The sequence below is a fragment of the Bradyrhizobium sp. LjRoot220 genome (assembly GCF_964252915.1).
Classification (GTDB): domain Bacteria; phylum Pseudomonadota; class Alphaproteobacteria; order Rhizobiales; family Xanthobacteraceae; genus Bradyrhizobium.
The window spans coordinates 287,130-307,888 of the sequence record NZ_CAXUPS020000002.1; the positions used below are offsets into that span (position 1 = coordinate 287,130).

Sequence of the window (20,759 nt, forward strand, 5' to 3'; positions counted from 1 at the left end):
CAGTGCCGCAGCGCGCTGCTTCCGTTGCGGGGAAATCATGCGAAGCCTGATCGGCCTGTTCGCCTTCGTCGCGCTCATCATTTCCCCGGCAATATTGTTTCCGGCCTGGGCCTGGGAGCATTGGGGCGGCGATCGCGGCGGGATGCGGTTCTCGAAGCTGGCGCAGGTCACGCCGGACAATGTCGGCAACCTGGTCCGCGCCTTCGAGTTTCGCACCGGCGATCTCGATCGCCGCGCGTCCGAAGTGATGAAGCGCAGCAAGTTTCAGGCGACGCCGCTGTTCGTCGATGACAGCCTGATCTTCTGCTCGCCGTTCAACGAAGTGATCGCGCTCGATCCCGGCACCGGCGCGCAGAAGTGGCGCTACGATCCGAAGATTTCGACCAGCCAGCGCCCGGCCAACCGCTACAATTGCCGCGGCGTCGCCTATTGGGTCGACAGCGAGGCGCTAGAGGACGCCGCCTGCCGTGCGCGGATCTTCATGGGCACCAACGATGTCCGCGTGATCGCGCTCGATGCCCGCACCGGCATTCCCTGCGCCGATTTCGGCAACGGCGGCGAGGTCAAGATCGAGACCGGCGCGGCGCTAGAATGGCCGGGCGAATTTCAGATCACGTCGGCGCCGGTGGTCGTCAGCGGCGTCGTCATCGTCGGTTCGGCGATCGCGGATAACCGCCGCGTCGAGGCGCCACTTGGTACCGTGCGCGCGTTCGATGTCAGGACCGGACGGCTGCGCTGGGGGTTCGATCCGCTGGTTCATGGCGGCGTGACCTCAGGACACGCCAATGTCTGGGCGCCGATGTCGGCGGACGAGGACCGCGGGCTGGTGTTCCTGCCGACCTCGTCGCCGAGCCCGGATTTCTGGGGCGGCAAGCGGCCGGGCAACAACGAGCATGCCAATTCGGTGGTGGCGTTGCGTGCCGAGACCGGCGAACTGGTGTGGTCGTTCCAGACCGTGCATCACGACGTCTGGGACTACGATGTGTCGGCGCAGCCGACGCTGGCGCGCATCGATACCGGGGACGGCATGCGCGATGTCGTGATCCAGCCGACCAAGCAGGGCTTTGTGTTCGTGCTCGACCGCGACAGCGGCAAGCCGGTGTGGCCGGTCGAGGAACGCGCCGTGCCGCAAGGCGGCGCCGAGGGCGAGCAGCTGTCGCCGACCCAACCGTTTCCGACCCACGTGCCGCCGCTGTTGTCGCAGCGGATTTCGGCGGACGATGTGTTCGGCCTCATTCCGTTCCGCGATCGTGCGCTGTGCCGCGCGCAGGTCGAAGCCGCGCGCAATGACGGCCTCTACACGCCGCCTTCGACACACGGGACGGTGGTGTTTCCGATGACCGGCGGCGGCGTGAACTGGGGCGGGGCGGCGTTCGATCCGGTCAACCAGATCCTCTACGCCAACACGTCGCGGGCGATCCACATCGTCAAGTTACTGCCGCGCGCGGAGGCCAGAGGTTTCAGTCCGCCGCCTGGCCATGATTTCGGTCAGCAGCAGGGCGCGCCGTTTGCGATGACGCGCGCGACGGTGTTCTCGCCGCTCGGCCTGCTGTGCAACAAGCCGCCCTGGGGCGAGATGGTGGCGGTCGATCTCAGGGCCGGAAAAATTCTCTGGCGCTCGCGGGTCGGCACCACGGAGGATCGCGCGCCGCTCGGCATCGCCTTCAACTTTGGCACGCCGCTGGTCAACGGTGTTGTCATTACCGCCGGCGGACTGGCCTTCACCGGCGCGATGGATGCTTACCTGCGCGCCTTCAACAGCAAGACCGGCGAGGAGTTATGGCAGGGCCGGCTGCCGGTGCCGGGCGTCGCCAATCCCATGACCTATCTCTGGAAGGGCGAGCAATATGTGGCGATTGGTGCCGGCGGTCATTCCGAGTCGGGCACGACGATCGGCGACAGCGTGGTCGCGTTCCGCCTGGCGCGGGCAGGGGAGGCGCCCACGCTATGGTCGCGCACCATCGACCGGCCGGGCGGCAGGTTCATGGCCATGGCGATCGCAGCTGGCTTCATCGTCGCGCTGCTGGTGCTTGCGGCGTGGCGCTGGCGCCGAAACCGTCGTGCGAAACGTAATCGTGCTCTGTTTGAGAATCCCATGTAGCGAAGCGCAATGGCCGACGATCGAATTCAATACAACCCGCGCTTGCGCATGCATTCGGATTTCGTTTACGACAATGGCCGGGAAACGTGCTGGCGCGGTTTTCCGGCATTGGTGCCGGCTTTCACCGTCATGCGCCAAGGGAGAGCATCATGAAGACGAGTGTTTCGATCCTGTTTGCGGCGTCGCTTACGCTTCCGCTAGGACTTGCATCCGTCCCGGCGCAGGCTGTCGTTCTCGACCTGTCGACCATGACCTGCAAGCAGTTCGTCGATGGTGGCGATGACACCATCAAGATGGTGCTGACCTGGATGGACGGCTGGTACAAGGGCGACTCCGACGAGGCGATCATCGACACCGATGTGTTCGTGGAGAACGCCAAGAAGTTCGGCACCTATTGCGGAAAGAATCCGACGATGAGCATCGTCAATGCGGCTGAATCGGTTCTCGGCAAGTAACGCGTAAAAAGAGCTACAGCATCGCGAACGCGCTCGAGACCATTGCTACCGGCTTGTTGTCGGTGGCGCTGGAGAGCGTGACGCGGCCAAAGCTCATGGTGCGCCCGAGGCGAACCACGCGCGCATCGGCCAGCACGTCGGAGGCCGTGACGGCGCGCATGAAGTGCGTGGTCTGATCGACCGTCGTCATCGGACGATAGCCGCGATTGGCGGCGAGGTTGGCCACCACCATCGCGGTGTCGGCAAACGCCATCAGCGACTGACCGCAGACGGTGCCGCCGTTGCGGCACAGCCGTTGCGAAAACGGCATGCGCAGGATCGCGCCCGGCTGCCAGTCGGCCGGACCGTCCGGCGGCGGGATAATGTCAAAACCCTCGATCGACAGATTGAGGTCCAGCACCCAGGGCGCAAACACCTCGCCGAGCACGCGCTTTGCGTCCGCGATGCCGAATTCCGCCGACTGCTCCTGTTGCATGAATGCTCGTTCCTCGCCCGATGTTGTTATCCGCACATTGTAAGGCGCATTCGGCCGAAATGACCATGGCAAGCCAGGCTCCATTCGGCTTGAAAATGCCAGACTTGGGGGCCATGATCGTCGCTTCAGGAGCAGGGGCGCGTTGAATGTTTCGCCGGGTGGTGTTGATTTTGGGCCTGATCGCCATGGGCCTTGCGCTTAGCGGCTGCACCAAATGCGGTCCGATCTGGGACGACTGGGTGCAATCCCCCAAATCCTGCAAGTCGGACCGGCTTTGAAGCACTGACGCCTATGCTTGGCGGCGCGGCTGCGGCGGTGATATACCGCCGAAGATGCTGGGGAGAGCGTCCCAAAGGAGAGCGTGTGATGAGAATTCTGAGCGCGGCCGCGGTGATGGTGTTGCTGACGGCGCCTGCCTACGCGCAAATGCCCAACCTCAACCTGATGCCCGAAGTCGCCACCAAGACTCCGGAGGAGAAGGAACAGGATGCGATCAGGGAAAAGGCCTACAAGGAATCGCTGAAGAAGATTCCCGACACGAAGGCCTCTTCCGATCCGTGGGGAACCGTGCGCAACAACGAGACGCCCAAGGCGGCCGCGCCGGCCAAGCCGAAGACCAGCGGCAGTGCAGCCAATAGTCCTCGCTAGCCAAAAGCCCGATAACCCAAAAGCCCCATAGCCGAAGCTCCAAAGCAGACTCGGAATCGTTCCCCGCCGGCCCTATATTGAACCTGTCGTCCTGTGTATCGGAGTTGCGACATGGTCATGCGCCCGCGCGATCTGGCCAGCCGGATGGCCACCCGGCGCAAGCCGGATGATGGCTATCTGCGCGAGACCTTCACGCTGCCGCGCGAGATAGCGCGGAAGCGGGCGCGCGATTTCCTCAGCCGCTATCCCAAGGCGGCCTATATGAGCGCGGTCGAAAGCTGGCGCGAACTACCGGGCGGCGACATCGAGTTCACGATGCGGCGGCTCGCCAGCGCGGATTAGAAGGCGTTGGTTGCAGGCCTAGCGTTTCGAGCCAGCGACTTGCTTGATGGGGGCCGCCGCCAAGGCGCCTGCCTGATCCAGCGACTCTGCAACCAGGCGGATTCGAAAAACCGGCTTCCGGGACTCGTCCAGAAGCTCCATCTGCCACTCGGTATTTTCGCCGAGTTTGCGCGACACCTCGGCAACCATGTCGCTGCAGACGCCGGTCATTTCCTTCCAGGCCGCATTCCGATCGGGAAACTCGGCGCCGGCATTACAGATGTCGCCGTGCTCGCCGTTTCGGACGCTGAAGAAGAAAATCGGCATGGCACCATGACTAATGCGGCGGGGCAAATGCGGTGAGGCCGCTACGTGCACCACGGGTCGGAACCGGCGGAGTGGATTCCTCGACCGGCCAAAGATCAATTCCGGTCATTTACGGGATTAAGCACCTATCGGCTCCATGGCCCAAGCGTCGGCTCCGCCGCAACGTCTAGCAATCATTGAAGAATGTTTCGTCGTTGCTGCGCCGGCCGGGCGGGCTAGCCAGCCTGGCTTTTTTTCCGCTCGCGGTCGATCCGCAGCTGCACCCGCCTCACCGCCAGCAAATAAAGTTTGGCCTCGGTTTTGCCGGCGACGACCCTGTCGTCGATCCGGAATTGCCATTTCCAGATCCCCGGAGCTACCGCCGTCACGCTGTATTCAACGCCCTTGTAAGTCATGAAGCAGCCCTGTCCGGTCCAGCCGCATTCAATCCGAGAATGTCACCTAAAATTGTAAATATTAATTGATGCTCGTTAAGGGAATAAGCGGGCAGGTGGTTTCGGGGAAGCCAGTCGATGGCCGGTATGCTTGAGTTCGCGGTCAACCTTCAGCTGAACGCGGCGCATGGCGAGCAGGAGCAGCCTTGCTTCCGTTCTTCCGGACCTGAGGAGACCGCCGATCCGGAATTGCCACTTCCAGATGTCCGGAGTTTCCGATCGTGTCAGCGTATATTCTACGCCTTTGTGATTCATGGGGAATCTCCCGCGCGCCCGGAATCAACGAAGCTGGGCGAGGAAAGTTCCATTGTCTGATAGCGTACTTTGCGCGCCCGCGTTGCACTCAACGCGCCCTGCAAACGCCGCGTGAGTAACCATTCCTGCCTTAAACGGGTTCAGAGCGCCTTGCTGGTTTCGCACGAGCCGCGGGGTGCTGCAAAGCCGCCAGCGATCTGGAAATGCCTGCAGAGGCAGTCTGTTACCTTTACAGGAGCGGCCCAAAACGCACCGCGCCGCGCAAGCGGAATATGGTCGCTTGGCGGCGCAGGCTTATACCCCGAGTGATGCAATGTCCCAGGCATTGATACGTCGCGGCGGGCCTTCAAAAGGTTCAACGTCCTCGGCCAAATAACGAAGCGATCGCCGTCGCCAGGGCGGCGCACTCAATCGAACGTGACGCCGATACGCTTTTCCCTGCGCCAGACGACATGGCACGGCCGCTTCAATTGCTCTGATGGCACGAACAGGGTGAAGCGGTCCGGGATGAACAGCGGGCTCACGACCTCAAGTGCGGCGCCAGTCTGCGAGAGATTCCGAACGGTGCAGTCGATCCCGCCGCCGCCGAACTCGATGGTTCCGGCCTTCAACGTGCGCCGCCGCGGGGCAATGCGGGTCTCGTCCATTCGCCCCATTATATCCTATTTCAAGGCCGAATGGGTGGGACTGCGGGAACCGTGCGGGGGTAAGGCGCGAACACAAGGCGAAAAGCTGGGGACCAACCCTCAAGGGACGGCCGGAACTTTGTTCTTGCCCGGAGAACTACGGGAGAGAGCTATCTGGTCGGCTGAACCGGACGGGAAGCGAGGCAGCCGAGCGCGAGCTGCGCGATTCGAGGGCAGCATCACGAGACCGGTAGCGGCTCCGGAACTTTGCTGGAGAACCGGCAGCCCAAACGAACAAGCCCCGGCCCAGAGGCCGGGGCTCGTCCGATGAAGCGTCGATTAGCCGAAGATGCCGCCGATGGTTTTGACGAAGCCGATGACGCCGCCGATGATTTCTCCAGCGAGGCGGCGATACCTGCCGAGGCCATCGCCACCGCCGGTGCCGGTTCCGTTGCCGTCGCCATCCTTGCCGCCGGTCGCAATATCGAGTTCATCGATCGTCAGTTCGCGATTGTTCAAGTTGATCATTGTCGTCTCCCGTCGTTGGAGCGAGACCATTCCCGCCACCCGTGATCAAAGGGATACGCGCAGATCCGATCGCTCGCTGTGATGAGTGTCACGCTCCGAATTGAGCCGCTGCATGTTTCAAATCTGCCGATTGGAAATGGCGTCGAGCTACCGGCAATGAAAAAGGCCGCCAACCGAGGCGGCCTCTTGATGCGGATGGCATCGCGCGCCTAAGCAGTGCTCGATAAGTACGAAGAGGTTTTGAAAGCTACTGCAATAAAAGAGGCCGCCAATCGAGGTAGCCTCTTAATCCCGATTTTGCCCCGGCATTACCGCATTTGCATGCTCATCTTCGGCTTCGGCGGGTGTATGGCGTCCATCAAGTTCTTGCCCACAGCGGCCAGGTACGCCTCGACGATCCGGTTGATGATGTTGCCGCCGCTGACCTGCTCGAGTTCGTCAAACGACAGTTCGCAGATTTCGTTGTTGAGTTCGCTCATGTCTGTCTCCTGTTTGTGGGGCAGGACCACTCCCGCCAGCCTCGATGACAGGGATAGGCCGGCCCGCGATGCGCGGCTGTGATGGCCGTCACTCTGGCAATTGGGCAATTGGGCCAGCCCCTGGAGGCCAGCACGGTTGGCATCTGGCCTACGCGTGGCCGCGTTCCACCGAAGGTGCTGGCGAAGAAAGCGGTTGGCGTTATTCGCGGATCGGAGCTGGTCCGCTGCGGTGCTCGCGCTTGTGCGCCCCCATGCGCATGCTCGGGGTCTCCGCAATCATACGGGCGCAAATCGCTGGCCACGTTTCACCGCCATACATAGTGTGCGAGGACCGCCAAGCGAGCCGGATGAAAGGTGGGTCAAATGAAAGCCGTGACGCCAAAGATCAGAGAGCATAGGTGCGCCGCCTGCAATGGAACGGGCTTTCCCGTGGTGAAGCAGCCCGTACTGGCAACTCACAGAATTTATCCTGAGAAGTGTGAGGCCTGTGCCGGCAAGGGCAGAATTACGGACGATAGCTGAGGCGGCGCCGGGCACGCGTTTCAATGTGCAGCGTTTCAGTAATGGATGCCCTTATGTTGGCTGCTGCATCTGCCGCCGCCACCTTACCAGTGGAGCGCGTGATCTCCGGCAACCCGGATGATTCTGGCGACCTGTTGAGCCTTGGAAGCCAAGCCGCGAAGTAGGCATAGCGCCGTTGCAGCTTGCGGGAATGTTTCCCTCTGGCAAATCGGGAAGGTGTTCAATCCATTCCCCGATCGCGCGGGCCTAATGGGTTTATAATGATTTGAATCACGCCGCTCGTGCCGGGCCTTTGAGAACACCGGGTAAACACGGTGAGATCATTCGTTAACGCGAACTACGACACTTCGAAATTCAGCATAAGACACCGGGGGTTAAAGGCGGACGGCAACGCCTCGAAAAAAGAACATATTGCGAACATAGAACAAAGGTGGTACAAGCTCTCACCGTCAATCGAATCCCTGAGATCCTCGCCGTCCGTTTGTCCCGCTAGCGAATCCCCGCCATAAGGAGCACGACCAATGTCCGCCACTGCCCTGCGTATCGTCGAAGGATCCTCCATGGATAAGACCAAGGCCCTGTCCGCCGCGCTCTCGCAGATCGAGCGCCAGTTCGGCAAGGGTTCGGTGATGAAGCTGGGCAAGAACGACCGCTCGATGGATATCGAGACGATATCGTCAGGCTCGCTTGGACTGGACATCGCGCTCGGCGTCGGCGGCCTGCCGCGCGGGCGAGTGGTCGAAATCTACGGGCCGGAATCCTCGGGCAAAACCACGCTGGCGCTGCACACAGTGGCGGAAGGCCAGAAGAAGGGCGGCATCTGCGCCTTCATCGACGCCGAACACGCGCTCGACCCGGTCTATGCCCGCAAGCTCGGCGTCAACATCGACGAACTCCTGATCTCGCAGCCCGACACCGGCGAGCAGGCGCTGGAAATCTGCGACACGCTGGTGCGTTCCGGCGCGGTCGACGTGCTGGTCGTCGATTCCGTCGCCGCCTTGGTGCCGAAGGCCGAGCTCGAAGGCGAAATGGGCGATGCGCTGCCCGGCCTGCAGGCGCGGCTGATGAGCCAGGCGCTGCGCAAGCTCACCGCCTCGATCAACAAATCCAACACTATGGTGATCTTCATCAACCAGATCCGCATGAAGATCGGTGTGATGTATGGTTCGCCGGAAACCACCACCGGCGGTAATGCGCTGAAATTCTACGCCTCCGTTCGCCTCGACATCCGCCGCATCGGTGCGATCAAGGAGCGCGACGAAGTCGTCGGCAACGCCACCCGCGTCAAGGTGGTGAAGAACAAGCTGGCGCCGCCGTTCAAGCAGGTCGAATTCGACATCATGTATGGCGAGGGCGTTTCCAAGATGGGTGAAATCCTCGACCTCGGCGTCAAGGCCGGCATCGTCGAGAAATCCGGCGCCTGGTTCTCTTATGACAGCCAGCGGCTGGGCCAAGGCCGCGAGAACTCGAAAGCGTTCCTCAAGGCCAACCCCGACATGACCGCGAAGATCGAGATGGCGATCCGCCAGAACTCCGGCCTGATCGCCGAACAGATTCTCGCCGGTCCCCCCGAGCGCGACGCCGACGGCGAAGAGCCGGCCGACGAATAGGACTTTTCCGAAATCTCGGATCGCCTGATCCGGGTTTCGACATAGCGGGTGCTGAGAACGTTGAGTTGCCGACGTTTTCAGTGCCCGTTTTGTTTTGCGTGGGAGGGCAGCGAAGATGACGCGCCTGGTTCTGACAACAGGCGACTCGGCAGCCGGATGTCTCTTGCGCGCCGGCGTCGCCGACATCGTGATTCCGCTCGGCTTCCGGTTTGTCTGGGGCGAATTGCCGTCCGACGCGAAGCTGGAAGCCATGTTGGGACCGGGCTCGCTGGATCACTTTCCGCAGCATCGGCTTGGCGAGTTTCATTTGAAGGGGATGGGCCCCCTCGACCTCTGCGAGCGCTGCGAGGCCGTCGAATTGTGGTTCGACCCGGCGCCGAACACACAACTCATGCTTGCTCAGCTTCTGGATTATCTGAGCTCGCGTGAGAGCATCGTCGCGAAGCTGACCTTGTTTCAGGCGGACGTCGACATTGCCGAACAAGCTCCGGAAACGATTTCCAAATGGCAGCCACCGGGCGTCAAAATATCGAAGGATCATCTCGAAGCTGCCAGCATGGCTTGGCAGGCGTATCGGCAGCCGACGCCGCGGGCCTGGGCTGATCTGCTTGACAGGGACTTCAGTGTCCTGCCGCAGCTTCGGCTGACCGTGCCGGAATTGCTTGAAGAACTGCCGATGTCCGTAACCGGGTTAGGCGCGACCGAAATGCGGATACTTGAACTGGTTGCGGCGGGTAATGCGACTCCGTTCGATCTCTTTCCGGGCCACAACAAGCGCAATACGCGACGTGTGTTTGGCTACTGGGAAGTCGGATCGCTGCTGGACGGGTTAGCCGCGGGTCCGGCACCTGCCGTGGCAGGCTTGGAGGAGGGGCCGTTTACGGATGAGATGCACGAGGACGCTGCGCGCCTCGCGCGGTACAGACGAAGCAAACTATCGCTGACCGCGCTCGGCGAGGCCGTCCTGGCGCAGACTGAGGATTTCAGCCGGCACAACCCGATCCATCGCTGGTGGGGCGGGACGGAATTGACCAATGACAATCTGTGGCGCTGGGATCCGTCGAGCAAGGCTTTGATTTAGCCCTGAGTGAAAGTGTCTCGCTGTTGCTAGGACTGTTTCAAACCTTGAGTTGTCGCGTCTTCGATTGTTTTTCCTTATGAGTGAATTGGTCGGATCGATGAAACCATTAATCCTTGGCGGTGAGGGCGGCTCGAATTTCGAAGCTTCGGGCCGAACCGAGGCGCCCGTCACATTCCTGTTTCGCTTCGTGGATGGCAAGTTGCCGCCTCCGGATGAACTAGCATTCTACGTCGCTGCGCAGACGGAGCAGCATGGCCCCGGCGGCCATTGGTCGGTCTATACGTTCCGCTGGCATCGCCAGCTTGACAGCCTAAAGACACTGAGCCTGGTCGAGGCCTGCCGGCCGTTTGAGACCGTTGAGTTGTGGTTCGATCCGGCCCCGAACGATCAGTTACAATTGGTATGGCTGCTCGATCTCCTCAGTCCGCATCCGGAGGTCATAGCCAAGTTGAAGGTGCGGCTTGTCGACCTCGATCTGCTCATGGTGGAGCCGGAGCCACTCGCAAAATGGAAGGTCCCTGCCATCGACGTCACCGAGAGCGAGATCGAGACGGCAACCATGGCCTGGCGGGCGTATCGGTCCGCAACGCCGGAAGCCTGCTTCGGTTTGCTGGCCGAGGATTTGAGTGCGCTGCCCTTGTTAAGACCGGCCTTGCTTGACCTGCTCGAGGAGCTACCTTCCCACGCGACCGGACTCGGCGCGACGGAAATGCGCTTGCTGGAACTCATTGCGCGAGGCTACACGCTCACGAATGCGCTGTTCTATCTCTATTCGGTTCGCCGGCGGCGGGTCTTTAACACCCGGGAAATCGGATTCCTGCTTGAGGGGCTGGCGCACGGCCCGAATCCAGCGATCGCTGGCCTTGACGACGAGTTGCGCACGCTTGGCAGGGAGAACTATCGCGGCCGCGGCGAGGCTTACCGGCGAAGCCTGCTATCGCTAACCGAGCTCGGCTGGGCGATTGTCGCGCACAAGGAAGATTTCAGCCGCTACAACCCAATCGATCGCTGGTGGGGCGGGACCAGATTGACCAATGATCGTCTGTGGCGCTGGAATCCGGCGCTCGTCGCGCCTCAACCATCCCGGCCTTTATCGACTTTTGTCTCCGGACCAGCAACCCACCCGTATCGTCAGCCGCTTTGATCGGTGCGCGAGGGTTGCCCCGACCGAGCCTCGGCGATGCCACCCACCGCCACACGCGCGCGACTCACTCCGCCGCCTGCGCGTAATCCGAAACCGGCGGGCACGAGCACACCAGGTTGCGGTCGCCATAGACGTTGTCGACGCGGCCAACCGGGCACCAGTATTTGTCCGTCCGCGAGGTCCCCGCCGGGAAACAACCCTCGGCGCGGCTGTAGGCGCGGGCCCAGGCGTCGTCGGCGATATCGTGTACGGTGTGCGGCGCGTGGCGCAGCGGCGACGCCTCGATTTTCCAGCGGCCGCCTTCGACCTCGGCGATCTCGTTGCGGATCGCAATCATCGCATTGCAGAACCGGTCCAGTTCCGCCTTCGACTCGGATTCGGTCGGCTCGATCATCAGCGTGCCCGGCACCGGAAAGCTCATGGTCGGGGCGTGGAAACCGTAATCGATCAGCCGTTTGGCGATGTCGTCGACGGTGACGCCGCTGGTCGTTTTCAGCGGGCGGGGGTCGACGATGCATTCATGCGCGACGCGCCCCTTGGCGTTCTTGTAGAGCACCGGGAAATGCGGATCGAGTTTTGTCGCGATGTAATTGGCGTTCAGGATCGCGATCTCGGTCGCCCGCGTCAGGCCTTCGCCGCCCATCATCAGGATGTAGATGTAGGAGATCGTCAGGATCGACGCAGAGCCGAATGGTGCGGCCGACACCGGACCGATCGGATGCGGCACCGTGCCGTCGGTCGCGGGATGGCCGGGCAGGAATGGGGCCAGATGCGCCTTGACGCCGATCGGTCCCATGCCGGGGCCGCCGCCGCCATGCGGAATGCAGAACGTTTTGTGCAAATTGAGATGGCTGACGTCGGCGCCGTAATCGCCGGGCCGCGACAGGCCGACCTGCGCATTCATGTTGGCGCCGTCGAGATAGACCTGGCCGCCATGGCCATGCACGATGTCGCAGATATCGCGGATGTGCTCCTCGAACACGCCGTGCGTCGAGGGATAGGTGATCATCACCGCGGCGAGGTTTTTGGAATGCTTCTCCGCCTTGGCGCGGAGATCGTCAACGTCGACGTCGCCTCTGACGTCACAGGCGGTCACGACGACTTCCATGCCGACCATCGCGGCGGACGCCGGATTGGTGCCGTGCGCGGACGAGGGGATCAGGCAGATTTTGCGATGCGGCTCGCCGCGCGCGGCGTGATAGGCGCGGATCGCCAGCAAGCCGGCATATTCGCCCTGGGCGCCGGAATTCGGCTGCAAGGAGATCGCGTCATAACCGGTGATGTCGCACAGCCATTGCTCAAGCCGCTTGAACAGCGCGTGATAACCCTTGGCCTGCTCGGCGGGCGCAAACGGATGCAGGCTGCCGAATTCGGCCCAGGTTAGCGGGATCATCTCCGCGGTCGCGTTGAGCTTCATGGTGCAGGAGCCGAGCGGAATCATCGCGCGGTCGAGCGCGAGGTCGCGATCGCTGAGCTTGCGCATGTAGCGCAGCAGTTCGGTCTCGGAGCGGTGCGCATGAAACACCGGATGGGTGAGGAACGCGGTGGTGCGCTTCAACTCGGCCGGAAGCGCCTCGCGTGCGCCAATCTCGATTTCCGCATAAGACAGTTTGCCGCCGAACGCGCGCCACACCGCCTCAATCACAGCCGGCGTCGTGGTTTCGTCCACGGCAATCCCGAGCGTGGCTTTTCCAGATGTGTCCTGGCCGATGCGCAGATTGATCTTCTCGGTGCGGGCGCGGGCGACGATCTCGTCCTGCTTGGCGCCTGATGACACCGTGACGGTATCGAAGAAGTTCTGCGAAGCGGGCGCAAAGCCGAGCTTCGCCAATCCCGCCGCCAGCACGGCGGCGTGCCGGTGTACCTGGCGCGCAATGTAAGTCAGGCCTTCGGGGCCATGATAGACCGCGTACATCGAGGCGATCACCGCCAGCAGCACCTGCGCGGTGCAGATGTTGGAGGTGGCCTTTTCGCGGCGGATGTGCTGCTCGCGGGTTTGCAGCGCGAGGCGATAAGCGGGCTCGCCGCGCGAATCCACCGACAGTCCGACGATGCGGCCGGGCAGCGAGCGCTTCAGCGCGTCGCGCACCGCCATATAGGCGGCATGCGGCCCGCCATAACCCATCGGCACGCCAAAGCGCTGCGCCGACCCGATCGCGATATCGGCGCCGAGTTCGCCGGGCGATGCCAGCAGCGCCAGCGCCAGCAGGTCGGCGGCGACGACGGCAAGCGCCCCCTTGGCGCGCAGCGACGCAATCGCGGGGCGCAGATCACGCACCGCGCCGGAACTGCCGGGGTATTGCAGCAGCGCACCCAACACGTCCGCTTTGTCGAGATCGGCGAGGGGATCGCCGACGACCAGTTTCCAGCCCAGCGGCTCGGCGCGGGTGCGCAGCAGCGCCAGCGTCTGGGGATGCACGTCCGCATCGACGAAGAACGATTTGCTTTTCACGCCAGAGAAGCGCTCCGCCAGTGCCATCGCTTCGGCGGCGGCCGTGGCCTCATCAAGCAGCGAGGCATTGGCGACGTCGAGGCCGGTCAAATCGCAGATCATGGTCTGGAAGTTGAACAGCGCCTCCAGCCGGCCCTGGCTGATCTCCGGCTGATACGGCGTGTAGGCCGTGTACCAGGCCGGGTTCTCCAGAATGTTGCGCTGGATTACGGCGGGCAGGATGGTGCCGGAATAGCCTTGGCCGATCAGCGAGGTGAATACCTGGTTCTGCGCGGCGAGCTCGCCCATATGCGCGAGCGCTTCGGTTTCGCTGAGGGGACGCCCGAGATCGAGCGGCGTCTTCTGCCGGATCGAGGACGGCAGCGTCTGGCTCATCAACTCGCCGAGACTCGCGGCGCCGACGCTCTCCAGCATCGCCGCGACGTCGCGGGGCGAGGGGCCGATATGGCGGCGCACGAAATCGGTGGCGGCCTCGTTGGTATGCTTGAGCGGCGCGTTCATGGTCTTTCCTTTATGCTCGTCATATCGCCCACTTGCCGTCATGCCCCGCGAAGGCGGGGCATCCAGTACGCCGGGAAATCAGCGATTGAGCCGAAGGGCCGCGGCGTACTGGGTCGCCCGGTCCCAGTGCGCAATTGCGCACAAGGCCGGGCGATGACAGCGAGTATGTGGTCGCAAATTGCTTCATCTCTCACGCGGTGTGTTTGGCGTAGGCGGCTTCGTCCATCAGGCCGTCGAGTTCGCTCTTGTCTTTGATCTTCAGCTTGAAGAACCAGGCCTTGCCGGCGGCGTCGGAATTCACCAGCGCGGGTTCGGCGGCGAGATCCTCGTTGACTTCGAGCACGTCGCCGGAGATCGGCGCGTAGACGTCGGAGGCGGCCTTGACGGATTCGACGACGGCGGCGGCTTCCGCCTTCTTGAGGCTGCGGCCGACCTTGGGCAGTTCGACGAACACGACGTCGCCGAGCTGCGACTGCGCGTAGTCGGTAACCCCGATGGTGGCGACATCGCCCTCGATGCGGAGCCATTCATGGTCGGTCGTGAACAAAATCGTCATGAGATGTCCTTCAGCGTTTATAGGTGTTGGGAACGAATGGCATGGCGGCGACCTGCAGCGGCAGGCGCTGGCCGCGGACTTCGGCGAACACTTGCGTGCCGGTCGCCGAAAGCTGCGACGGCAAATAGCCCATCGCGACAGGCGCATTGAGGCTCGGGCCGAAACCACCCGAGGTGACCTTGCCGATCGGCTCGGCCGACGTGCTATCCGCAAACAAAACCGCGCCTTCGCGCACCGGCGCGCGGCCTTCGGGCCTTAATCCTACGCGGCGGCGTGCGGCACCCTTTTCAAAGTGCGCGAGAATAATTTCGGCACCGGGAAAACCGCCGGCGCGCGCGCCGCCGCTGCGGCGGCTTTTCTGCACCGACCATTCCAGCGCGCCTTCGACCGGGGTGGTCGTGGTGTCGATGTCGTGGCCGTACAAGCAAAGCCCGGCCTCGAGGCGGAGGCTGTCGCGCGCGCCCAGGCCGATCGGCAGCACGTCGGCATTTTCCAGCAGCGACTTCACCAGCGCTTCGGCATGCTCGGCCGGAACCGAAATCTCAAACCCGTCTTCGCCGGTATAGCCGGAGCGCGAGACGAAGCAGTCGTAGCCCGCCACCTTGCGCGGACCGGAGTCCATGAATTTCATGGCGGCGAGGTCTGCACAGAATCTTGTCAATGCCGATTCGGCCTTCGGTCCCTGCAGGGCGATCAGCGCGCGGTCGGCCAGCGAATCGATCACGCAGGCATCCGAAAGGTGCGCGCGCAGATGGGCCTCGTCCTCGGCCTTGCAGGCGGCGTTGACCACCAGAAACAGATGGTCGCCGAAATTCGCCACCATCAGATCGTCGAGAATGCCGCCATCGGGATTGGTGAACTGCGCGTAGCGCTGCCGCCCGGGTGCCACCGCAACGATGTCCTGCGGCACCAGCCGTTCCAGCGCCAGTGCGGCGTCCTCGACCTTGCCGGATTTCGGCCGCAGCGCGAATTGGCCCATATGCGAGACGTCGAACAGGCCGGCGGCGCTTCGCGTGTGCTGATGTTCCCGGAGCACGCCGGCGGCGTACTGCACCGGCATTTCATAGCCGGCGAATGGAACCATCTTGCCGCCGCGCGCCACATGGAGCGCGTGCAAGGGTGTGTGATGTAAGGGAGATTCGTCGCGTGCCAGCATCCCAAGGACCCTCCAGGGTTCGGGGACCAGCCCCCGAAAACCCAAAGAAAGCCCCATCTGTCGCTGTGCCTGAGAGTATTATCCCGTCGGCGGACACCTCATGGCCAAAGCCCTTCGGCGTCTCTTTCCAGATGCTAGTCCGTCACGAGGGTCCGTTTGCCTGAGAGTTTCCGGGGCGGTTGCTCCTTCGGCGCCGGCGCTTAAGCCGATCTCTCCCGACGTGACGTCTTGAACAGATGGGAGGGAAACACAGCCATGGCAAGCCTGTCAACGCGCGGAAGGGCCTATCAACCAGTCTTGTGTGCTGCGGCAAGCCTATGATCCGCCTGCACAGTTTCTGGACACCGCCTTTGGCCTTGTCTAAAAGCGTTCGGCCGGCAGAAAAGGTCTATTTGCGGCCTGACCCGGTCCACTTTCCGATTGGATGAACATGAGCGGCGTCAACGAGATCAGGTCGAAATTTTTGGACTATTTTGCCGAGAACGGCCACGAGATCGTGCCGTCGTCGCCGCTCGTCCCGCGCAACGACCCGACCCTGATGTTCACCAATGCCGGCATGGTGCAGTTCAAGAACGTCTTCACCGGCGTCGAGAAGCGCCCGTACCAGCGCGCCACCACCTCGCAGAAATGCGTCCGCGCCGGCGGCAAGCACAACGATCTCGACAATGTCGGCTACACCGCGCGGCATCTCACGTTTTTCGAGATGCTCGGCAATTTCTCGTTCGGCGACTACTTCAAGGAGCGCGCGATCGAACTCGCCTGGAACCTGATCACCAGGGACTTCGGGCTGAAGAAGGACAAGCTGCTCGTCACGGTTTATCACACCGACGACGAGGCGGCCGGGCTTTGGAAGAAGATCGCGGGCTTCGGCGACGATCGTATCATCCGCATTCCGACCTCAGACAATTTCTGGGCGATGGGGGATACCGGGCCGTGCGGCCCCTGCTCGGAGATCTTCATCGACCGTGGCGAGCACATCTGGGGCGGACCTCCTGGAAGCCCGGAGGAAGACGGCGATCGCTTCCTCGAATTCTGGAATCTCGTCTTCATGCAGTTCGAGCAGGTGACGAAGGAAGAGCGCCTGCCGCTGCCGCGACCCTCGATCGACACCGGCCTCGGGCTGGAGCGTATGGCCTGCATCCTGCAGGGCGTCGACAGCGTCTTCGAAACCGATCTGTTCCGTAACCTGATCGATGCCGCCGCTTCGGCGCTGGGGGACGGACCGCGGGAACAAACCGTGGCGTCGTTCCGTGTCATCGCCGACCATCTGCGCTCCTCCGCCTTCCTGATCTCCGATGGCGTGCTGCCCTCGAACGAGGGCCGCGGTTATGTGCTGCGCCGGATTATGCGCCGCGCGATGCGCCATGCGCAGTTGCTCGGCGCGCGCGAACCTTTGATGCACCGCCTGGTCTGGGCGCTGGTGCGCGAGATGGGGCAGGCCTATCCGGATCTGGTGCGCGCCGAAAAGCTGATCGAGGAAACGCTGCAGCTGGAAGAAACCCGCTTCCGCAAGACGCTGGAGCGCGGCCTGTCGATTCTCGACGAGAAGAGCAGTGGCTTGAAGAAAGGCGACATGTTCGATGGCGATACCGCGTTCACGCTGTACGACACCTACGGTTTCCCGCTCGATCTCACCCAGGACGCGTTGAAGTCGCGCGGCATCAGCGTCGACCAGGCCGCGTTCACCGATGCGATGGAAAAGCAGAAGGTGAAAGCGCGCGCGTCGTGGTCTGGAAGCGGCGATACCGCGAGCGAGAACATCTGGTTTCCGCTGCGCGAAAAACTCGGCGCCACCGAGTTCCTCGGTTATGAGACCGAGAGCGCCGAGGCCGTGGTTTCGGCGCTGGTCAAGGACGGCAAGGAGGCCGACAGCCTCAAGGCTGGTGAGACCGGATCGATCGTCCTCAACCAGACACCGTTTTACGCGGAGTCCGGCGGCCAGGTCGGCGATACCGGCGTGATGATCGGCGAGGGCGTCAAGTTCCGCGTCACCGATACGCAGAAGCGGGCCGGCGATCTCTTCGTGCATCAGGGCACGGTGGAGCAGGGCACGCTGAAAATCGGCACTGCCTTGCAGCTCGAGGTCGACCATTCACGGCGGTCCTCGATCCGCTCCCATCACTCGGCGACCCATCTGCTGCATGAGGCGCTGCGCCAGGTGCTCGGCGACCACATTGCCCAGCGCGGTTCGCTGGTGGCGCCGGATCGCTTGCGTTTCGACTTCGTGCATCCGAAGCCGATCACCGCGGAAGAACTCGCGCGCGTCGAGGATATCGCCAACGAGGTGGTGCTGGAGAATGACGAGGTCACCACGCGGCTGATGGGGGTCGATGACGCCCGCGATGCCGGCGCCCGTGCGCTGTTCGGCGAAAAATATGGCGATGAGGTGCGCGTGGTGTCGATGGGCAAACAGTCCCGCGAGCACGGCCAGAACGCGCTCGGCTGGTCGGTGGAATTGTGCGGCGGCACGCATGTCCGGCGCACCGGCGATATCGGCCTGATTTCAGTGACCGGCGAAAGCGCGGTCGCCTCCGGCGTTCGCCGCATCGAGGCGCTGACCGGACGTCACGCGCGAAAACACGCCAACGACACCATGCAGCTTGCCAGGAACGCGGCAGGCGAGCTGCGCACCTCGGTCGAGGAAATGCCGGGGCGCATCGCCGCGCTGATGGAAGAGCGCAAGAAGCTCGAGCGCGACCTGTCGGAGGCGCGCAAGAAGCTCGCGATGGGCGGCGGCGGAGGCAATGGCGCGGCGGCAGCCGGCGGCGTGCGCGAAGCGGGCGGCGTCAAGTTGTTGGCGCGCGCGGTCGAGGGCGTCGAGACCAAGGACCTCAAGAGCCTGGTCGACGATGGCAAGAAGCAGATCGGCTCCGGCGTGGTCGCGATCGTCGGCGTCACCGAGGACGGCAAGGCCGGCGTGGTGGTTGGCGTCACCGCCGACCTGACGTCGCGCTTCAGCGCCGTCGATCTCGTCAAGATCGCGTCCGCAACGCTCGGCGGCAAGGGCGGCGGCGGGCGGCCCGACATGGCGCAAGCCGGCGGTCCCGACGGGGCCAAGGCCGATGCCGCCTTGTCGGCGATCGAACAGGCGATGGCCGGCGTTTAACGGAACGCTCAGCCCTTGCGCAGGAACACGTAATCCGCCGAGTAAGGCACGTTCAGAAAGCTGCCGACAACATCGCATGCGCCGTCACGCTTTCCGCCCTTGGTGTTGATCCGCTGCACTGTGGTGACATCGGCAAGCACGCCGCTGCCGCGCCGGGAGGTTACTTCAAGCTTCAGCCAAGGGATGTCATTTGCAGTCGTGCCGGGGGCGTTGCCCGCGACCTTGGCGGCCACGGCGCTGCCGTCGCTATGTTCCCAGGTCGGTCCGGCATAGTGACGGCCGACGGTTTTGCCATCGGCCAGCAGCGTCGCGATTGGTTCGCGGAATGACCAGATCGGCTTGCCGTCGACGCCGGCCTTGCATTCGTAGATTTGCGCGCCCTCGGCATGCAGCGTGGTGACAACTATCTGGCCTGGTGCGGCGATGGCTTCGGGCAGTGGGTCGGCAGCATGCGCGGTCGCTGAACTCGCCAACAGCAGGAGGGTAATCGCGGCAATGCGGTGTGGAAGCATGGCGATGCTCCAAACTCGTCATTGCCTGCAACAAGCGCAGAGCGCTTGTGCAAGGGAGCGAAAGCGACGAAGCAATCTATACTTTCTCCAGTGAAGGATGGATTGCTTCGCTTCGCTCGCAATGACGGTGATGGTTGCTGGCTGGTCGCGGGGCGGCTTACTTCGCCGCCGTCGCCTTGGTGAGGTTTTCCGCGACCTTGTCGAGGAAGCCTGTGGTGGAGAGCCAGCGCTGGTCGGCGCCGACCAAGAGCGCGAGGTCCTTGGTCATGTAGCCGGCTTCGACGGTGTCGACGCAGACCTTCTCCAGCGTGTCGGCAAACTTCGCCAGTTCCTCGTTGTTGTCGAGCTTGGCGCGGTGCGACAGGCCGCGGGTCCAGGCGAAGATCGAGGCGATCGAGTTGGTCGAGGTTTCCTTGCCCTTCTGGTGCTCGCGGTAGTGCCGGGTCACCGTGCCATGCGCGGCCTCGGCTTCCACGGTATCGCCGTCCGGCGTCATCAGCACCGAGGTCATCAGGCCGAGCGAGCCGTAGCCCTGCGCCACCGTGTCGGACTGCACGTCGCCGTCGTAGTTCTTGCAGGCCCAGACATAGCCGCCGGACCACTTCATCGCCGCCGCCACCATGTCGTCGATCAGGCGGTGTTCATAGGTGATCTTCTTGGCCTCGAACTTGGCTTTGAACTCGTTGTCGTAGATGTCCTGGAAGATGTCCTTGAACCGGCCGTCATAGGTTTTCAGGATGGTGTTCTTGGTCGAGAGATAGACCGAATAGCTCTTGGCGAGGCCCTGGTTGAACGAGGCGCGGGCGAAATCGGCGATCGAGTCGTCCAGATTGTACATCGCCAGCGCAATGCCGGCGCCCGGCGACTTGTAGACTTCTCGTTCGATCACCTTGCCGTCGTCGCCGACGAATTTCATCGTCAGCGTGCCCTTGCCGGGGAACTTGAAGTCGGTAGCGCGGTACTGGTCGCCGAAGGCGTGACGGCCGATGATGATCGGCTTGGTCCAGCCGGGCACCAGGCGGGGCACGTTCTTGCAGATGATGGGTTCGCGGAACACGACGCCGCCGAGGATGTTGCGGATAGTGCCGTTGGGCGACTTCCACATTTCCTTGAGGCCGAATTCCTTCACCCGGGCCTCGTCCGGGGTGATCGTGGCGCATTTGACGCCGACGCCGACCTTCTTGATGGCGTTGGCGGCGTCGATCGTGACCTGGTCATTGGTCTTGTCGCGGTATTCCATCCCGAGGTCGAAATACATCAGGTTCACATCGAGGAACGGGTTGATCAGCTTGTCCTTGATGTACTGCCAGATGATCCGGGTCATCTCGTCGCCATCGAGTTCGACGACGGGGTTGGTCACCTTGATTTTTGCCATGACGGAGGGGGCCTTTTTTGGAAAACCGCGCGTTTAGCGGCGGATGGGATGGTGGTGCCGTCGCTATAGCACCCGAAAACGCGTGCTGGAAGGCG

General features: G+C 62.9%; 21 protein-coding genes and 1 riboswitch. Of the genes, 10 read left to right on the forward strand and 11 right to left on the reverse strand.

Features of this window, described 5'->3' with window-relative positions:
- Positions 1-37 precede the first annotated feature (37 nt).
- Both ACSQ84_RS09685 and ACSQ84_RS09690 read left to right on the forward strand, forming a co-directional pair.
- The gene (locus tag ACSQ84_RS09685) at positions 38-2,101 is read left to right on the forward strand and encodes a pyrroloquinoline quinone-dependent dehydrogenase (RefSeq protein WP_436211451.1); all 2,064 of its coding nucleotides are present in this window, start codon (positions 38-40) and stop codon (positions 2,099-2,101) included.
- 149 nt (positions 2,102-2,250) lie between these two features.
- Entirely contained in the window at positions 2,251-2,556 is a 306-nt protein-coding gene (locus tag ACSQ84_RS09690) for an HdeA/HdeB family chaperone (RefSeq protein ID WP_436211452.1), read from the forward strand.
- A 13-nt stretch (positions 2,557-2,569) separates the two neighbouring features.
- Here ACSQ84_RS09690 and ACSQ84_RS09695 read toward each other — a convergent pair whose 3' ends face one another.
- Complete coding sequence (locus ACSQ84_RS09695) at positions 2,570-3,031, reverse strand: PaaI family thioesterase (protein ID WP_436211453.1); 462 nt, start codon at positions 3,029-3,031, stop codon at positions 2,570-2,572.
- A 146-nt stretch (positions 3,032-3,177) separates the two neighbouring features.
- Here ACSQ84_RS09695 and ACSQ84_RS09700 point away from each other — a divergent pair, with 146 nt between their 5' ends.
- The 3 genes from ACSQ84_RS09700 (at position 3,178) to ACSQ84_RS09710 (ending at position 4,021) form a co-directional block, all read left to right on the forward strand.
- Complete coding sequence (locus ACSQ84_RS09700; protein WP_436211454.1) at positions 3,178-3,309, forward strand: peptidylprolyl isomerase; 132 nt, start codon at positions 3,178-3,180, stop codon at positions 3,307-3,309.
- A gap of 88 nt (positions 3,310-3,397) precedes the next feature.
- Entirely contained in the window at positions 3,398-3,679 is a 282-nt protein-coding gene (locus tag ACSQ84_RS09705) for a hypothetical protein (RefSeq protein WP_436211455.1), read from the forward strand.
- Between the two features lie 111 nt (positions 3,680-3,790).
- Positions 3,791-4,021 carry a hypothetical protein gene (locus ACSQ84_RS09710; RefSeq protein WP_436211456.1) on the forward strand — a complete coding sequence of 77 codons (231 nt, stop codon included), beginning with the start codon at positions 3,791-3,793 and terminating at the stop codon, positions 4,019-4,021.
- An 18-nt stretch (positions 4,022-4,039) separates the two neighbouring features.
- Here the strand turns inward: ACSQ84_RS09710 and ACSQ84_RS09715 are convergent, their stop codons facing one another.
- Positions 4,040-4,327 carry a DUF6894 family protein gene (locus tag ACSQ84_RS09715; RefSeq protein ID WP_436211457.1) on the reverse strand — a complete coding sequence of 96 codons (288 nt, stop codon included), beginning with the start codon at positions 4,325-4,327 and terminating at the stop codon, positions 4,040-4,042.
- A 215-nt stretch (positions 4,328-4,542) separates the two neighbouring features.
- Positions 4,543-4,722, reverse strand: coding sequence for a hypothetical protein (locus ACSQ84_RS09720; RefSeq protein WP_436211458.1), 180 nt, complete (start codon positions 4,720-4,722; stop codon positions 4,543-4,545).
- 117 nt (positions 4,723-4,839) lie between these two features.
- On the opposite strand from ACSQ84_RS09720, the gene ACSQ84_RS09725 reads away from it, so the two are divergent.
- Complete coding sequence (locus ACSQ84_RS09725; protein ID WP_436211459.1) at positions 4,840-5,076, forward strand: hypothetical protein; 237 nt, start codon at positions 4,840-4,842, stop codon at positions 5,074-5,076.
- 347 nt (positions 5,077-5,423) lie between these two features.
- On the opposite strand, the gene ACSQ84_RS09730 is transcribed toward ACSQ84_RS09725, so the two are convergent.
- The 3 genes from ACSQ84_RS09730 to ACSQ84_RS09740 all read right to left on the reverse strand — a co-directional run bounded on the left by ACSQ84_RS09730 (position 5,424) and on the right by ACSQ84_RS09740 (position 6,649).
- The gene (locus ACSQ84_RS09730) at positions 5,424-5,663 is read right to left on the reverse strand and encodes a PilZ domain-containing protein (RefSeq protein WP_436211460.1); all 240 of its coding nucleotides are present in this window, start codon (positions 5,661-5,663) and stop codon (positions 5,424-5,426) included.
- A gap of 318 nt (positions 5,664-5,981) precedes the next feature.
- Complete coding sequence (locus tag ACSQ84_RS09735) at positions 5,982-6,170, reverse strand: hypothetical protein (RefSeq protein ID WP_436211461.1); 189 nt, start codon at positions 6,168-6,170, stop codon at positions 5,982-5,984.
- A 308-nt stretch (positions 6,171-6,478) separates the two neighbouring features.
- Entirely contained in the window at positions 6,479-6,649 is a 171-nt protein-coding gene (locus ACSQ84_RS09740; protein WP_436211462.1) for a bacteriocin, read from the reverse strand.
- A gap of 1,043 nt (positions 6,650-7,692) precedes the next feature.
- On the opposite strand from ACSQ84_RS09740, the gene recA reads away from it, so the two are divergent.
- The 3 genes from recA (at position 7,693) to ACSQ84_RS09755 (ending at position 11,006) form a co-directional block, all read left to right on the forward strand.
- Positions 7,693-8,781, forward strand: coding sequence for a recombinase RecA (gene recA / locus ACSQ84_RS09745; protein ID WP_436211463.1), 1,089 nt, complete (start codon positions 7,693-7,695; stop codon positions 8,779-8,781).
- A 115-nt stretch (positions 8,782-8,896) separates the two neighbouring features.
- Positions 8,897-9,862 carry a hypothetical protein gene (locus ACSQ84_RS09750; protein WP_436211464.1) on the forward strand — a complete coding sequence of 322 codons (966 nt, stop codon included), beginning with the start codon at positions 8,897-8,899 and terminating at the stop codon, positions 9,860-9,862.
- A gap of 76 nt (positions 9,863-9,938) precedes the next feature.
- The gene (locus ACSQ84_RS09755; protein ID WP_436211465.1) at positions 9,939-11,006 is read left to right on the forward strand and encodes a hypothetical protein; all 1,068 of its coding nucleotides are present in this window, start codon (positions 9,939-9,941) and stop codon (positions 11,004-11,006) included.
- A 64-nt stretch (positions 11,007-11,070) separates the two neighbouring features.
- Here the strand turns inward: ACSQ84_RS09755 and gcvP are convergent, their stop codons facing one another.
- From gcvP to gcvT, 3 genes are all read right to left on the reverse strand, one after another.
- Positions 11,071-13,959, reverse strand: a complete 2,889-nt coding sequence (gene gcvP, locus ACSQ84_RS09760) for an aminomethyl-transferring glycine dehydrogenase (RefSeq protein ID WP_436211466.1) — start codon at positions 13,957-13,959, stop codon at positions 11,071-11,073.
- Positions 13,960-14,149: 190 nt separating this feature from the next.
- Positions 14,150-14,515 (reverse strand): glycine cleavage system protein GcvH, encoded by a 366-nt coding sequence (gcvH, locus tag ACSQ84_RS09765; RefSeq protein WP_436211467.1) that lies wholly within the window; start codon positions 14,513-14,515, stop codon positions 14,150-14,152.
- A 10-nt stretch (positions 14,516-14,525) separates the two neighbouring features.
- Positions 14,526-15,671 carry a glycine cleavage system aminomethyltransferase GcvT gene (gcvT, locus tag ACSQ84_RS09770; protein WP_436211468.1) on the reverse strand — a complete coding sequence of 382 codons (1,146 nt, stop codon included), beginning with the start codon at positions 15,669-15,671 and terminating at the stop codon, positions 14,526-14,528.
- 138 nt (positions 15,672-15,809) lie between these two features.
- Positions 15,810-15,899: riboswitch (glycine riboswitch) on the reverse strand.
- 202 nt (positions 15,900-16,101) lie between these two features.
- Here gcvT and alaS point away from each other — a divergent pair.
- Complete coding sequence (alaS, locus tag ACSQ84_RS09775; protein ID WP_436211469.1) at positions 16,102-18,777, forward strand: alanine--tRNA ligase; 2,676 nt, start codon at positions 16,102-16,104, stop codon at positions 18,775-18,777.
- Positions 18,778-18,785: 8 nt separating this feature from the next.
- Here alaS and ACSQ84_RS09780 read toward each other — a convergent pair whose 3' ends face one another.
- A complete protein-coding gene (locus ACSQ84_RS09780; RefSeq protein WP_436211470.1) occupies positions 18,786-19,289 on the reverse strand; it encodes a DUF3455 domain-containing protein in 504 nt (167 codons plus the stop codon).
- Positions 19,290-19,446: 157 nt separating this feature from the next.
- Complete coding sequence (locus tag ACSQ84_RS09785) at positions 19,447-20,664, reverse strand: NADP-dependent isocitrate dehydrogenase (RefSeq protein WP_436211471.1); 1,218 nt, start codon at positions 20,662-20,664, stop codon at positions 19,447-19,449.
- Positions 20,665-20,759: the final 95 nt, after the last annotated feature.